Genomic DNA, 13,697 nt, shown 5'->3' on the forward strand with positions numbered 1-13,697 from the left:
GCCGAAAGGGCGGGTCGGAAGCGGGGCCGGATTACTCCAGCTTGATGTTGCCCTCGCGGATCACGTCGCCCCAGCGCTTGGTGTCGTCGGCCAGGGCGGCACGCAGCATGGCGGCGTCGCCGCTGACCAGCTCCACCCCCTGCTCGGCCAGCCGGGCGCGCAGGGCGGGGTCGTCGGTCGCGGTGCGAAGGGCGGCGGCGGCGCGCGTGATCACCGGCGCGGGCGTGCCGGCCGGGGCGAACAGGCCCTGCCAGAAGAACACCTCGAAGCCCGGCAGGGTCTGGGAGATCGGGGGCAGTTCCGGGAAGCCCGCGACGGGCGCGCTCGCGGTGACGCCAAGGCCGCGCGTGCCGCCATCGGACAGCGTCGTCTTCGCCTCCTGGATCGCCTGGAACACCGCATGGATGCGGCCCTGGCGAAGATCCAGCGCGGCAGGCGCCCCGCCGCGATAGGGGACATGGACGATATCCACCCCGGCGCGGGCGCGGAACAGCTCCAGCGCCAGATGGCTGACGGAACCCGTGCCGGGCGAGCCGAACAGCACCTTGCCCGGATTGGCCTTGCAGTGCGCAATCAGCTCCGCCGTGTTCCGCGCCGGCACGCTAGGATGCACGTGCAGGATGAAGGGCGTGCGGAAGACCATGCCGATGGCGTCCAGCTCCCGCGCCGGGTCCTTCGGCGTGAGGTTGGGCTGCAGCGTCTGGTTGATGGCCAGCGTCGTGGTGCCCATGACCAGCGTGTTGCCGTCCGGCCGCGCCCGCGCGCCATAGGTTGCGGCGACGGAGGTCGCGGCGCCGGGCCGGTTCTCCACCACCACGGGCACGCCGAGATTGCGCGACATCGGCTCCGCCACGGCGCGGGAGGCCAGGTCGGTCACGCCGCCGGGCGGATAGCCCTCGACGAGGGTGATGGCGCGGTCGGGCCAGGCGGCCTGCTGCGCGCGCCCGGACTGCGTGGACAGAGCGAGCGCGGGCAGGGCGAGTGTCGAACCGAGGAGGATGCGGCGCTTCATATCGGGCGTTCCCTGTGTTTTGTCGTTGCCGACAGGGTGTCCCGACCGGTGCGGGGGCGAAAGGGGCGAATCAGACCATTCCGGGCGGTACTGTCCCAACACAGATATTGGGACAGTTGGAACCCAATTACTCGGCTTGCATCCCGGCGCGCCGCACCACATCGCCCCAGCGCAGGCGCTCCGCGACGATGAAGTCCCGGAACGCCTCCGGCGTCCCCGCCGCAAGCTCGGCCCCTTCGGCCTCCAGTCGTGGCCGCAGCTTCTCGCCCCGCAGCGCCTGGGCAGAGGACGAGTTCAACCGCTCCACGATCGGGCGCGGCGTGCCGGCAGGTGCCAGCAGCCCGTACCACTGCGTCGCCTCGAAACCCGCCACCCCCTGTTCCGCGATGGTCAGGATGTCGGGTGCGGTGGCAAGGCGGCGGGGCGAGGACACGCCGAGCGCGCGCAGCATCCCCGAGCGCACCGGCGGTAGGGCGGGCGGGCCGCCCGTCAGCGTCAGGTCGATCGCACCACCGATCAGGTCGTTCATCATCGGCGCCGTGCCGCGATAGGGGATGTGCTCCATCACCGTCCCTGTCGCGAGGCCGAAGGCCGCCATGGCGAGATGCGCGGCCGAGCCATTGCCGCCCGAGCCGTAGCTGAGGCCGCGAGGCCGCCGCTTCGCCAACTCGACCAGCCCGGCGATGTCGGTGGCCGCCACCTTGCGCGGGTTGATCACCATCACGTTCGGCACGACCGCGGCCAGGATGACGGGCGCGAAGGACTCGACCGTGTCGAAGGACAGGTTGCGGTAGAGAGAGGGGTTCACGGCCAGCGTGCCGATATGGCCGACGAACAGGGTGTAGCCATCGGCCGGCGCATGGGCCGCCACCTCGGTCCCGATCGTGCCGCCGGCGCCGCCGCGATTTTCCACCACGAAGGGCTGCCCGAACTCGGCCTGCAGCTCGGCCGCGAGCGCCCGGCCGATGATGTCGCTGGACCCGCCGGGGGTGAAGGGCACGATCACCCGCACCGGCCGCTCCGGCCAGGTGGCCTGGGCGCGGGAGAGGCGCGGCATAGCGAGCAGCGGCGCGGCCAGCAGGCCGGCCAGGGCCGCGCGGCGCGAGGGCGCGGCCAGGGGGTGACGGGCTTCGGGCCGATGCATGGGACGTCCTCCTCCCGCTCTCCGTCGGGTGCCGCAGGCTAGGCGGGAGAGGCAGCCGGCGCCGCATCTTTTCTTCCGCGCGAGCTATCAGCAGACTGGATAGCTTGCGCCCGAAGGCCCCCCATGACGGTCCGCCGCTACCTCCCCCAGCGCCTGAAGCTGCACCACCTCCGGGCGGTGGAGGCCATCGTCGCCCAGCGCAGCCTGCTCAAGGCCGCGGTGGTGATCGGCGTCAGCCAGCCCGCGCTCACCCGCACCCTGCGGGAACTCGAGGACATCCTGCAGCATCGCCTGTTCGACCGCCTGGCCCGCGGCGTGCGGCCAACCGAGGCCGGGCTTCTCCTCGCGCAATCCGCACGCCGCATCCTGGCCGAGCTGGGCCGGCTGGACGAGGCGCTGGACGGGCTGGCCGATCCCGCGGGCGGCACGGTCGCAATCGGCACCCTGCCCGTGGCCGCCACCGGCGTGCTGCCCGGCGCGCTCACCCGGCTGAAGATCGAGCATCCCGGCATCGCCGTCCGCCTGGAACAGGGGCGCACCGAGGAGCTGCTGCCCAAGCTGGCCGCGGGCGAGATCGACCTCATCGTCGGCCGCCTCTACGAGCCCGCCATCCCCGACGGCTTCGCGCGCGAGCCGCTGTGGGAGGAGCCGATCTCCATCCTGGCCCGGGCCGATCACCCCGTCTTCGCGAAGGGCGTGGCGACGCTGGACCAGCTCCGCCGCCACGACCTCATCCTGCCCACCGTCAGCCAGCGCGTGGGGCAGGAGATCGAGACGCTGCTCGAGCTGCTGGCGCTCTCCCCCACCAACTCCCTCCGCTCCAGCTCCTACGGCTTCATCCGGGAGATGCTGCACGGAACCGACCTCATCTCGGTGATGCCGCGGCTGATGATGGCGGGGGACCTGCTGCGGGGCACCCTGCGCGTCGTGCCCCTGCCCGTCCCGGCCCCACCCCGGCCCGCCGGGCTGATCCTGCCGCGCGACCGCCCGCTGCCGCCCGCTGGCCACGCCTTCCTGGCCTGCCTGCGCGCCCATGTCGCTGAGATCGGGCAGCGCGGGCTGGCCGCTATAACCGGAGCTGATAGGCCGCCCGGGAAAAAGGATAGGACGCCGCGCCGGTCCGGGGACTAGGGAACCCTGAACCCGGGGGAAGGAACGTCCCATCATGGCATCTCAAGGCCAGGCCGTGCTGCGCGCTGCCCTGGGCACCACGCCCCGGACCCGCGCCCTGAAGGAAGGGGGGCACCCCTCCCCGCTTCTCCGGCTCGACTTCGCCGATATCCCCGTCATCAGCCGCGCCTTCGCGCCGATGGTGCGGGAGCTGCGGTTCGACGTGTCGGAAATGGCGATCGCCACCTTCCTGCAGGCCCGCGCCATGGGCCGCCCACTGGTGCTGCTGCCCGTGGTGCTCGCCGCGCGCTTCCAGCAATCCGCCCTGCTTTGCCGGATGGACAGCGACATCAAGGGCCCTGCGGATATGGCCGGCCGCCGCATCGGCGTGCGCGCCTACAGCCAGACCACGGGCATGTGGCTGCGCGGCATCATCGCCGAGGAAGGCGGGCCGAAGCCGCAGGACTGCCGCTGGGTCACCTTCGAGGACGCCCATGTCGCCGGCATCGCCGACCCGCCCTGGGCGGAGCGCGCCGCGCCGGGCCAAGAGATGATCGCCATGCTGCGCGCGGGGGAGTTGGACGCCGTGATCGTCGGCAACGACATGCCGGAGGATCCCGGCCTGCGCCCCGTCTTTCCCGACCCCGCCGCCTCGATCGAGGCTTTCTGGTCACGCCATCAGCTCGTGCCGGTGAACCACATGCTCTGCGTCACCCGCGCGCTGGCGGATAGCCATCCCGACCAGGTGCAGGAAGTCGTCCGCATGGTCCGCACCTCCGCCGCCGCGGTGCCGCCCGGCGCGCGCGACGCGCCGCGGGACCGCGCCGGGCTGCGCCCCGTGCTCGAGCTCGCGCTCCGCTACATGACCGAGCAGGACATGCTGCCGCGCCCGCTCACCCCCGAGGAGGTCTGGGACGGCCTTCCCCCGGGCATCGAATGAGGACCTGCGCATGACCGATTTCGCTATCATCGGCTTCGGCGAGGTGGGCGGCATCTTCGCCCGCGACCTGCGCGCGGGCGGCGCCCGCGCCATTCACGCCCATGACCTCCTCGAGCCCGCGCGCGAAAGGGCCACAGCCGCCGGCGTCACCGCGCATGCCACGGCCGCCGAGGCGGCCGCAAAGGCGGATGTCGTGTTCATCTCCGTCACTGCCGGCTCGGCGCTGGCGGCCGCGCAGTCGCTCGCGGGCGGGCTGTCCCACGCGCCGCTCGTCGTGGACGTGAACTCTATCTCCCCCGCCGCCAAGCAGGCGGCCGCGCGCGTCGTCGCGGAGGCCGGCGGCCGCTACGTCGAGGCGGCGGTGATGAGCAGCGTGCCGCCGCGCGGCCTGCGCTCCCCCATCCTGCTCGGCGGGCCGGACGCCCAGGCCTTCATCGACATCATGGCGCCCTTCGGCATGGACCTCACCGTCTTCTCCCCGGAGATCGGCAAGGCCAGCAGCGTGAAGATGTGCCGCAGCGTGATGGTGAAGGGGCTGGAGGCGCTGACCACCGAGTGCATGCTGGCAGCCCGCCACTACGGCGTGGAGAAGGAGGTGCTCGCCTCCCTCTCGGACACGCTGCCGCATGAGGATTGGCGCGGCCTGGCCCGCTACGTCATCAGCCGCGCCCTGATCCACGGCAAGCGCCGGGCGGAGGAGGTGCGCGAGGTCGCCCGCACGGTGGAGGAAGCCGGGGTGGAGCCGCTGCTCAGCCGCTCCATCGCCGAGCGCCAGGACTGGGCCGCCGCGCGCGGCCGCGAAATGGGCCCCGCGCTGCTCGGCACCACCGATCTCGACACGCTGCTGGATGGGATCGCGGCCGCCATGCACCACCGCGCCGCGGCCGAATAGCCGGAGAGGAAACACGCCCATGCAGATCCGGCGCCGCGACGCCCTGTGGCTCGGCGGTCTCGCAGCCCTTCCCCGGGCGGCTTGGGCCCAGTCCACCCTGCCCGACAAACCCATTCGCCTGCTGGTTCCCAACGCGGCCGGCGGCGTCGCGGACCTGACAGCGCGCACGGTGGGCGCGGCGCTCTCCCCGCGCGTCGGGCAACCCGTGGTGATCGAGAACCGCCCCGGCGCGGGCGGCATCGTCGCGGGCCAGACGCTGCTCTCGGCACCGGCCGATGGCGCCACGCTGATGGTGGCCACCAACGCCAACGCGATCAGCAAGTCGCTCTTCCGCTCCCTGCCCTTCGATCCCATCGGGGATTTCGCGCCGGTCGGGCTGATGGGCACCTTCGCCATCGCCATCCTGGTGGCGCCTAACTCTCCCATCCGCACAGCGCAGGACCTGATCGCGCAGCTCCGCCGCGATCCGGCCCGCAGCAACATCGGCACGATCAGTGTCGGCAGCACGCAGAACCTGGCGGCCGAGCTGTTCAAGACCACCGCGGGGCTGGAGGCGACCACCGTGCCCTTCTCCGGCACGCCTGCGTTGCTCACCAGCCTGCTGCGCGGCGACGTGACGGCCGCCTTCGAGATCGTGGCGCCGATCATGGGCCAGATCCGCGACGGATCGCTGCGCGCCGTCGCCGTCACCTCCGCCCAGCGCGCGGCGAACCTGCCGGACGTGCCCACGCTGCAAGAAGCCGGGCTGGCGGGCTTCGACGTGACCTCCTGGAATGCCATCGTCGCCCCGGCGCGCACGCCCGCGCCCGTGATCGAGCGCCTCAACCGCGAGCTGAACGCCGTGCTGGCCGATCCGGCGGTGCGGACGAAGCTGCTGGAGGCCGGGGTGGAGGCCAGGGGCGACAGCCCCGCCCATCTCGGCGGGCTGATGGCAGGCGAGGCGGAGAAATGGCGCGCGGTGATCGAGCGCGCCGGAATCGAGAGGCAGTGAGCATGAAGACCTGCAAGGCGCCGGACCCCAACCCGAAAACCCCCGCCTACGGTCTGCCCGCGGGCGCCTGCGACGCCCACTGCCACGTCTTCGGCCCTGCGGGTAAGTTCCCCTACGCGCCCGACCGCTCCTACACCCCGCCCGACGCGCCGGTGGAGGACCTGCGCCGCGTGCACGCCGCCATCGGCGTGGAGCGCGCGGTGATCGTGCAGGCGAGCTGCCACGGCACCGACAACGCCGCGATGATCGACGCGATCGGGAGCAGCAACGGCGCCTATCGCGGCGTCGCCATCGTGGACGGCACGGTCACCGACCAGGGGCTGGAGGAGCTGGACGCGGGCGGCGTGCGCGGCGTGCGCTTCAACTTCGTCAAGCATCTCGGCGGCACGCAGGATCTCGACGTGTTCGACCGCGTGCTGGACCGGATCCAGCCGCTGGGCTGGCATGTGGTCCTGCATCTCGATGCCGGCGACATCCTGGAGCACGCGGATCGCATCGCCCGCATCAGGGTGCCCTTCGTCATCGACCATATGGGCCGTGTGCAGGCGAAGAACGGGCTGGAGCAGGAGCCCTTTCGCCGTCTGCTGGAGCTGATGCGGAACGAGCTGGCCTGGGTGAAGATCTGCGGGCCGGAGCGCGTCTCCTCCGCCGGCAGCCCTTTCCACGATGCCGTGCCATTCGCCGCCAGGCTCGCCGAGGTGGCGCCGGATCGCACGCTGTGGGGCACCGATTTCCCGCATCCGAACATCGCCGGCGACATGCCGAATGACGGCGACCTCGTGGATATCCTGGCCCTGGCCGTGGAGGACGAGGCGGTGCGCCGCAAGATCCTGATCGACAACCCCAGCCGCCTGTACTGGGCGCGTTAGAGGAGGACGCCATGTCCCAGAAATCCGGCCTCGTCGTTACCGCCCATCCCGGCGATTTCGTCTGGCGCGCGGGCGGCGCCATCGCGCTGCACGCAAAGATGGGCTACCACGTGAAGATCGTCTGCATGTCCTATGGGGAGCGCGGTGAGAGCCAGGGCGCCTGGAAGCAGCCGGGCATGACGCTGGAGGCCTGCAAGGCCGGCCGCCGCGCCGAGGCCGAGGCGGCTGCCAGCATCCTTGGCGCCGAGATCGAGTTCTTCGATGCCGGCGACTACCCGCTGCACATCACCCCCGCCATGATGGACCGCCTGATCGACATCTACCGCGAGGTGAACCCGTCCTTCGTCCTCACCCATGCGGTGAAGGACCCGTACAACGTGGACCACCCCGAGGCATCCCGCATCGCGCAGGAGGCCCGCATCGTCGCCCAGGCTGCCGGCCACAAGCCCGGCCCAAAGGGCGTCACCTACTCCGCCCCGCAGGTCTTCCAGTTCGAGCCGCACCAGCCCGAGCAGTGCGACTTCAAGCCGAACCGCATCCTCAACATCACCGAGGTGTGGGAGAGGAAGTGGAAGGCCTTCGAGCAGCTTCCCGCCCAGCGCCACCTCTGGGACTACTACGAACGCGTGGCGCTGAACCGCGGCATGCAAGGCGGCCGTAACTCCGGCAAGGCGATGAAGTACGGCGAGGCCTACCAGACCATCTTTCCGGATGCGGTGGAGGTGCTGGCATGACCCCCGTCGTCATCCGCCACAACCCGCGCGCCGATCTCGCCACCATCGACCGCTTCACGCCGCTCGGCGTCTCCACCACGCATGAGGCGAGCGGCCGCGCGCCCAACTTGATGAAGACGTATATGCGCCCGGCCTGGGCCGGCGCCTCGGCCGCGGGCAGCGCCGTCACGGTACTGGCGCAGCCCGGCGACAACTGGATGATCCATGTGGCGGTGGAGCAGTGCCAGCCCGGCGACATCCTCGTCGTTGCCTGCACCACCGACAACACGGACGGCATGTTCGGCGACCTGCTCGCCACCTCGCTCAAGGCACGCGGCGTGCGCGGCCTGGTCATCGATGCCGGCGTGCGCGACGTGGCGGTGCTGCGGGAGATGGGCTTTCCCGTCTGGTCCCGCGCCGTCTCCGCCCGCGGCACGGTGAAGGCGACGCTGGGCTCGGTGAACATCCCCGTGGTCTGCGCAGGCGTCTCGGTCCGTCCCGGCGACGTGGTGGTGGCGGATGATGACGGCGTGGTCGTCGTTCCCGCCGCCGACATTGCCGCCACCCTCGCCGCCGCCGAGAAGCGCCAGGCGAATGAGGAGAGCAAGCGGTCCAAGCTGGCCTCGGGCGTGCTCGGCCTCGACCTCTATGACATGCGCCCAGCGCTGGAAACGGCGGGGCTGCGCTATGTCGACCGGCTCGAGGATCTGACAGGGGGCTGAACCCCGGCCGGCGGGATCACGGTTCGGCGAGACGGGAGCCCAGGCGGCAGAGACCTGCCAAGGGTTAGAGGCGCCGTGCCTCCAGTTCGTGAGAAGAGGGGCGCGTCGCGGAAGTCCCGCGATATCGGGGAGCTCCGCCTTGCCACGTTCACCTGCCGCCATTCACTCCCGCCACGATGGTCGGACGCTCCGCGCGCGATGACCCTGTTCAGCTACCACGTCTCCCACGAGCAGTTCTCCCCGCGCGACCTCCTCGGCCTGGTGCGCCAGGCCGAGGCCGCTGGCTTCGACGCCGCTTTCTCCTCCGACCACCTGCAGCCCTGGTCGCCGGACCAGGGCCAGTCCGGCTTTGCCTGGGCCTGGCTCGGCGCGGCGATGCAGGCCACGGAACGCCTCCGCTTCGGCGCGATCAGCGTCCCCGGCGGCTGGCGCTACAGCCCGGCGGTGCTGGCCCAGGCCGTCGCCACCCTCGGCGAGATGTTCCCCGGCCGCATTCCCTGGGTGGCGCTGGGCAGCGGCCAGGCCATGAACGAGGCGGTCACCGGCCAGCCCTGGCCCGACAAGGCCGAGCGCAACGCCCGGCTGCAGGAGGGGGCGGAGATCATGCGCGCCCTTCTGGCGGGCGAGACCGTCACCCATCGCGGCCGCGTCACCGTGGTGGGCGCACGCCTGTGGTCGCGGCCGGAGACGGCCACGCGCCTCGTCGGTGCCGCCACGACGGAGGCTACGGCGGAATGGCTGGGCGGCTGGGCCGACGGGCTGCTGACGGTCGGCACGAAGCCGGAAAAGCTACGCCGCACGATCGAGGCCTTCCGCCGCGGCGGCGGCGAGGGCAAGCCCATCTACCTCAAGGCCGATCTGAGCTGGGCCGCCACCGAGGCCGAGGCGCTGCACCAGGCTCATGCGCAATGGCGCTTCAACCTGCTGGGCGGAGAGGTGAACTGGGTCCTTCGCTCGCCCGAGGACTTCGAGACCGCCACGCGCTTCATCCGGCCGGAGGACATGCACGAGACGGTGCATATCTCCGCCGATCCCGCCCGGCACGCCGCTCAGCTCGCCGAATGCGCCGCGCTGGGCTTCGAGAGCATCGACCTGCATCAGGTCGGCACCGACCAGCGGGGCTTCATCGACATCTTCGGCGAAAGGGTCCTGCCAGCGCTGCGCGGCGCATAGGCCGGTCTTGAAGGCCCATCTTGAAGGCGGGCCCGGCTGCTTGCATATCGCCCCTCCGGTTCCTTTCTGGCCTGGAGGATGCGCGTGAGCGAGACGGTGGAGCGGCACGAATTCGGCGCGGAGGTGGGGCGCCTACTGGATCTGGTGGTCCACGCCCTCTACTCGGACCGGGAGATCTTTCTGCGCGAGCTGGTGGCGAACGCGGCGGATGCCGTGGATCGCCGCCGCTTCGAGGCGCTGACCGGCGCAGCGCCCGCCCTGCCCGAGGGCGCCGCTGTGCGGATCATCCCCGACAAGGCCGCCCGCACCATCACCCTGTCGGATCCCGGCATCGGCATGAGCAAGGCCGAGCTGGTCGAGAATCTCGGCACCATCGCCCGCTCCGGCACCCGCGCCTTCACCCAGTCGCTGTCCGAGGCCAAGCCCGACGACCGCCCCAGCCTCATTGGCCAGTTCGGGGTGGGCTTCTACTCCGCCTTCATGGTGGCCGAGCGCGTCGAGGTCACCTCGCGCCGCGCGGATGGGGAGGAAGCCTGGCGCTGGGCCTCCGAGGGCCGTGGCGACTACACCCTCGCCCCCGCCGAGCGCGCCGAGCCCGGCACTGACATCGTCCTGCACATCCGGCCCGAGGCCGATGAGTTCCTTGAGCCCATCCGGCTGCGGACGATCATCCGCAAATGGGCCGACCACATCACCGTCCCCATCACCATCACCGAGGACGGGCGGGAGGAGCCGGCGAACGAGGGCACGGCGCTCTGGCGCAAGCCGAAGTCGGAGGTGACCGAGGAGGCCTATACCGAGTTCTACCGCCATCTCGGCCACATGTTCGATGCGCCCTGGGCCACGCTGCACTGGCGGGCCGAGGGCGCGCTCGACTTCACCGCGCTGCTCTTCATCCCGGGCATGAAGCCCTTCCAGCCCGTGGAGGGCGAGCGGGAGAGCCGCGTGCGGCTCCATGTCCGCCGCATGTTCATCACGGATCAGGCCGGGCTGCTGCCGCCCTGGCTGCGCTTCGTGACGGGCGTGGTGGACACCGAGGACCTGCCGCTGAACGTCTCGCGCGAGATGCTGCAGTCCACGCCGGTGCTCGCCCGCATCCGGCGCGCCGTGACCAACCGCGTCATCTCCGAGCTGAAGACCCGCGCCAAGGATGCCGAAGCCTATGCCGGCTTCTGGGAGAATTTCGGCCCCGTGCTGAAGGAGGGGCTGTGGGAGGATGCGGAGCACCGCAAGGACCTCGCCGGCCTGCTGCGCTTCCGCTCCTCCGCCGTGGAGGGCTGGACCTCGCTGGCCGACTACGTCTCCCGCATGAAGGAGGGGCAGGAGGCCATCTACGTCCTCTCTGGCGACAACCCGGAAGCCCTGCCGAACTCGCCCCAGCTGGAGGGCTTCCGCGCCCGCGGCGTGGAGGTGCTGCTGCTGTCTGATCAGATCGACGCCTTCTGGCCGGAGCGGCTGGATCGGTTCGAGGACAAGCCGATCCGCAGCATCACCCAGGGCTCGATCGACCTGTCGAAGGTCGCGGCCCCGGAGGACGCATCGCGCGAGGAACCCGCCAATGTCGCCCGCCTCATCCCGCTGCTGAAGGACGCACTGGGCGAGGATGTGGCCGAGGTGCGGACGACCGACCGGCTGGTGGACAGCGCCGTCGTCCTCGCGGCCGCCGAGGGCGGGCCGGACCTGCAGATGCGGCGCCTGCTGGAACGCGCCGGGCGCGGCTTCGGCGCCGACCAGCCGGTGCTGGAGATCAACCCGCGCCATCCGCTGATCCGCGGCCTCGCCGCCCGTGCGGAGACGGAGGCGGGCCTGGGAGATGCGGCCGGGCTGCTGCTCGACCTCGCCCGTGTGCAGGACGGCGCCAGCCCGCGCGATCCCGCCGGCTTCGCCCGCCGGGTGACGGCCGCGCTGGCCGCCAGCCTGGGCTGATCCGAAGGACGGGCCGCTCCGGCGGTCTGTCCGCCAGCGCGTGGGTGACACGGTCGCCCATGCCGGGGAGGCGCAATCAGCGGCGCCCCGGGGCCCGTCTTCGGCCTTTCGGCCCGCCGTACGGCGCATTACCCTCGCCTCAGACACGAAACAAATCTGAGGAATCGTCACCATGCCTCCCATTCGCCGGGACCTGCTCGGGCTCGCCACCCTCGCTGCCGCCTCACGCCTTATCTCCCCGGCACGCGCGGCCGATTTCCCGACGCGCAGCGTGGAGCTTGTCGTGCCCGCTTCCGCCGGCGGTGGGACCGATTCCCTCGCCCGCGCCTTCACCGACAACGTGCGCCGCCACTCGCCCCAGCCCTTCGTCGTGCTCAACCGCCCGGGTGCCAGCGGCGCGGTCGGGATGGGCGAGGTGCTCAACTCCCGGCCCGACGGCCACAAGGTGGCGGTCGTCATCGCCGAGCTGGCGATCCTGCCTTTCCTGAATCAGATCCGCTTCTCGGCGGATGATTTCCGCATGATCGCGCGGCTGAACGCCGACCCCGCCTCGATCGTGGTGCGGACCGAGGCACCCTGGAAGTCGCTGGAGGAGTTCCTGGCCGATGCGCGCCGCCGCCCCGGGCAGCTGACGGTGGGCGATTCCGGCGTCGGCTCCATCTGGCACCTCTCCGCGGCCGCGATGGGCGAGAAGGCGGATGCCAGCTTCCTGCATGTCCCCTTCCCCGGCGCCGCGCCGGGGATCGTCGCGCTGCTGGGTGGCCATGTGGAGGCCATGTGCACCAGCCCTGCCGAGGTGAGCGCCCATGTCCAGGGCGGCAAGCTCCGCCTGCTGACGATCATGTCAGATCGCCGCATGGCGCCCTACGATTCCGTCCCCACGCTGAAGGAGCTGGGCCACGACCTGGCGATCGGCACCTGGCGCGGCCTCGCCGTGCCGAAGGCCACCCCGCAGCCCGTGGTCGACGCGCTGACCACCATCACCCGCACCACCGCCGCCGAACCCGGCTTCCGCGAGGCCATGGCAAAGGCGAATCTCGGCTTCAACTTTGCCGAGGCCGCGGATTTCGACGCCGCCATCGCCCGCGACCGCGCCCTGTTCCGTCCGCTGATCGAGCGCCTGCGGCTCGCCTGAGCCGTTCTCCTCACGCGGCGGTCCGGACCTTCGGACCGCCGCGTGATCACGCCTCCGGGCAGAGACCGGCTCCGCCCGCTGTAGCAGCGTCTCTCCGCGCCTCCTGCCGGCACCACCGGCCACCAAATCGGGGCCGGCACGCATTACGCAGCCCAGGGCCGATCTGGCCGGCCCTCGTCCCAGGCAGTCGCCCAGCCAGCTTCTCACCCTCCTCCCTGCCCAGGTTGTTGCAATGCAGCGCGGCAGCGGCCAAGCGTCCCGCTCGCCCACGGCACCGGCGTGCCGGCACATTTTCGGAACCTGTTGCCTCATGACGCAGCCGACCATTTTCATCGTCACGGATATTGAGGCGGACGGGCCCGATCCGGAGCGCCATTCCATGCTGAGCCTCGGCTCCGTGGCCCTGGGTGCGGATGGCAGCCAGCACGGCGAGTTCACGGTCAATCTCGCCCCCCTGCCCGGCGCCGCGCAGGATGCCGGCGCCATGAGCTGGTGGAAGCAGCATCCCGAGGCCTGGGACAGCAGCACGCGCGACCCGCAAGACCCCGCCACCGCCATCCTTTCCTGGGCGGAATGGGTCCGCGCCCTTCCCGGCGCCCCGGTCTTCGCCGCCCATCCGGTCGCCTTCGACGGCGCCTGGATGGATGCCTATCTCCAGCGCTTTGCCGACTGCCGCCTGTTCGACCGGCCGCGCGATCCTGGCCTCTGCCGGTTCGACGGGCTGGACATCCCCTCCCTCGTCATGGGCCGCACGGGCCGGGACTTCCGCCAGTGCCGGCGGGACGCCTATCCGGACCACTGGCTCGGCGAGAACGCCCACTCGCATTGTCCGCTCGATGATGCCCGCGGCTACGCCCACCTCCTGGGGCTCGCCATTGCCGGGCAGCTCCTCGAGCAGGGCTGACACCGGCTCTACGCCCCGGGCCTGGCCCAGCACCGGACCAGAACGGCAAAGCCGGCCCACAACGGTCCCGTCTCGCCCGCCTGCGCCGGCAAGGTCCTGGTAATCCCGTGCTGGCACTCTGCGCCCGTGACACTGGGCTGCCCCATGGAAGGCTCAGGCACAGCCG

The 13,697-nt window shown here is 71.4% G+C and carries 13 protein-coding genes; 11 read left to right on the forward strand and 2 right to left on the reverse strand.

All coding sequences use genetic code 11. From position 1 onward, the window contains the following. Positions 1–31: 31 nt before the first annotated feature. Both ACVBD7_RS17710 and ACVBD7_RS17715 read right to left on the reverse strand, forming a co-directional pair. Positions 32–1,012, reverse strand: coding sequence for a Bug family tripartite tricarboxylate transporter substrate binding protein (locus tag ACVBD7_RS17710; protein ID WP_458094557.1), 981 nt, complete (start codon positions 1,010–1,012; stop codon positions 32–34). Between the two features lie 127 nt (positions 1,013–1,139). Then, positions 1,140–2,156 carry a Bug family tripartite tricarboxylate transporter substrate binding protein gene (locus tag ACVBD7_RS17715; protein ID WP_458094558.1) on the reverse strand — a complete coding sequence of 339 codons (1,017 nt, stop codon included), beginning with the start codon at positions 2,154–2,156 and terminating at the stop codon, positions 1,140–1,142. 123 nt (positions 2,157–2,279) lie between these two features. On the opposite strand from ACVBD7_RS17715, the gene ACVBD7_RS17720 reads away from it, so the two are divergent. From ACVBD7_RS17720 to ACVBD7_RS17770, 11 genes are all read left to right on the forward strand, one after another. Further along, positions 2,280–3,287, forward strand: coding sequence for a LysR family transcriptional regulator (locus ACVBD7_RS17720; protein ID WP_458094559.1), 1,008 nt, complete (start codon positions 2,280–2,282; stop codon positions 3,285–3,287). 34 nt (positions 3,288–3,321) lie between these two features. After that, entirely contained in the window at positions 3,322–4,206 is an 885-nt protein-coding gene (locus ACVBD7_RS17725) for an ABC transporter substrate-binding protein (RefSeq protein ID WP_458094560.1), read from the forward strand. A gap of 10 nt (positions 4,207–4,216) precedes the next feature. Beyond that, positions 4,217–5,098, forward strand: a complete 882-nt coding sequence (locus ACVBD7_RS17730) for a DUF1932 domain-containing protein (RefSeq protein WP_458094561.1) — start codon at positions 4,217–4,219, stop codon at positions 5,096–5,098. A gap of 19 nt (positions 5,099–5,117) precedes the next feature. Then, on the forward strand, positions 5,118–6,089 hold the full coding sequence (locus tag ACVBD7_RS17735; RefSeq protein ID WP_458094562.1) for a Bug family tripartite tricarboxylate transporter substrate binding protein: 972 nt from the start codon (positions 5,118–5,120) through the stop codon (positions 6,087–6,089). A gap of 2 nt (positions 6,090–6,091) precedes the next feature. Beyond that, positions 6,092–6,958, forward strand: a complete 867-nt coding sequence (locus tag ACVBD7_RS17740; protein ID WP_458094563.1) for an amidohydrolase family protein — start codon at positions 6,092–6,094, stop codon at positions 6,956–6,958. Between the two features lie 11 nt (positions 6,959–6,969). Further along, positions 6,970–7,692, forward strand: a complete 723-nt coding sequence (locus tag ACVBD7_RS17745) for a PIG-L deacetylase family protein (RefSeq protein ID WP_458094564.1) — start codon at positions 6,970–6,972, stop codon at positions 7,690–7,692. Then, complete coding sequence (locus ACVBD7_RS17750; protein ID WP_458094565.1) at positions 7,689–8,393, forward strand: 4-carboxy-4-hydroxy-2-oxoadipate aldolase/oxaloacetate decarboxylase; 705 nt, start codon at positions 7,689–7,691, stop codon at positions 8,391–8,393. The genes ACVBD7_RS17745 and ACVBD7_RS17750 overlap by 4 nt, the downstream gene beginning before the upstream one ends. 198 nt (positions 8,394–8,591) lie before the next feature. Continuing rightward, entirely contained in the window at positions 8,592–9,566 is a 975-nt protein-coding gene (locus ACVBD7_RS17755; protein ID WP_458094566.1) for a TIGR03885 family FMN-dependent LLM class oxidoreductase, read from the forward strand. Between the two features lie 84 nt (positions 9,567–9,650). Then, on the forward strand, positions 9,651–11,492 hold the full coding sequence (htpG, locus tag ACVBD7_RS17760; protein WP_458094567.1) for a molecular chaperone HtpG: 1,842 nt from the start codon (positions 9,651–9,653) through the stop codon (positions 11,490–11,492). Between the two features lie 172 nt (positions 11,493–11,664). Further along, on the forward strand, positions 11,665–12,627 hold the full coding sequence (locus ACVBD7_RS17765) for a Bug family tripartite tricarboxylate transporter substrate binding protein (protein ID WP_458094568.1): 963 nt from the start codon (positions 11,665–11,667) through the stop codon (positions 12,625–12,627). 310 nt (positions 12,628–12,937) lie between these two features. Beyond that, positions 12,938–13,531 (forward strand): DNA polymerase III subunit epsilon, encoded by a 594-nt coding sequence (locus ACVBD7_RS17770; protein WP_458094569.1) that lies wholly within the window; start codon positions 12,938–12,940, stop codon positions 13,529–13,531. The last annotated feature ends 166 nt before the right edge of the window (positions 13,532–13,697 follow it).

It is taken from the genome of Roseomonas sp. WA12 (genome assembly GCF_054165765.1).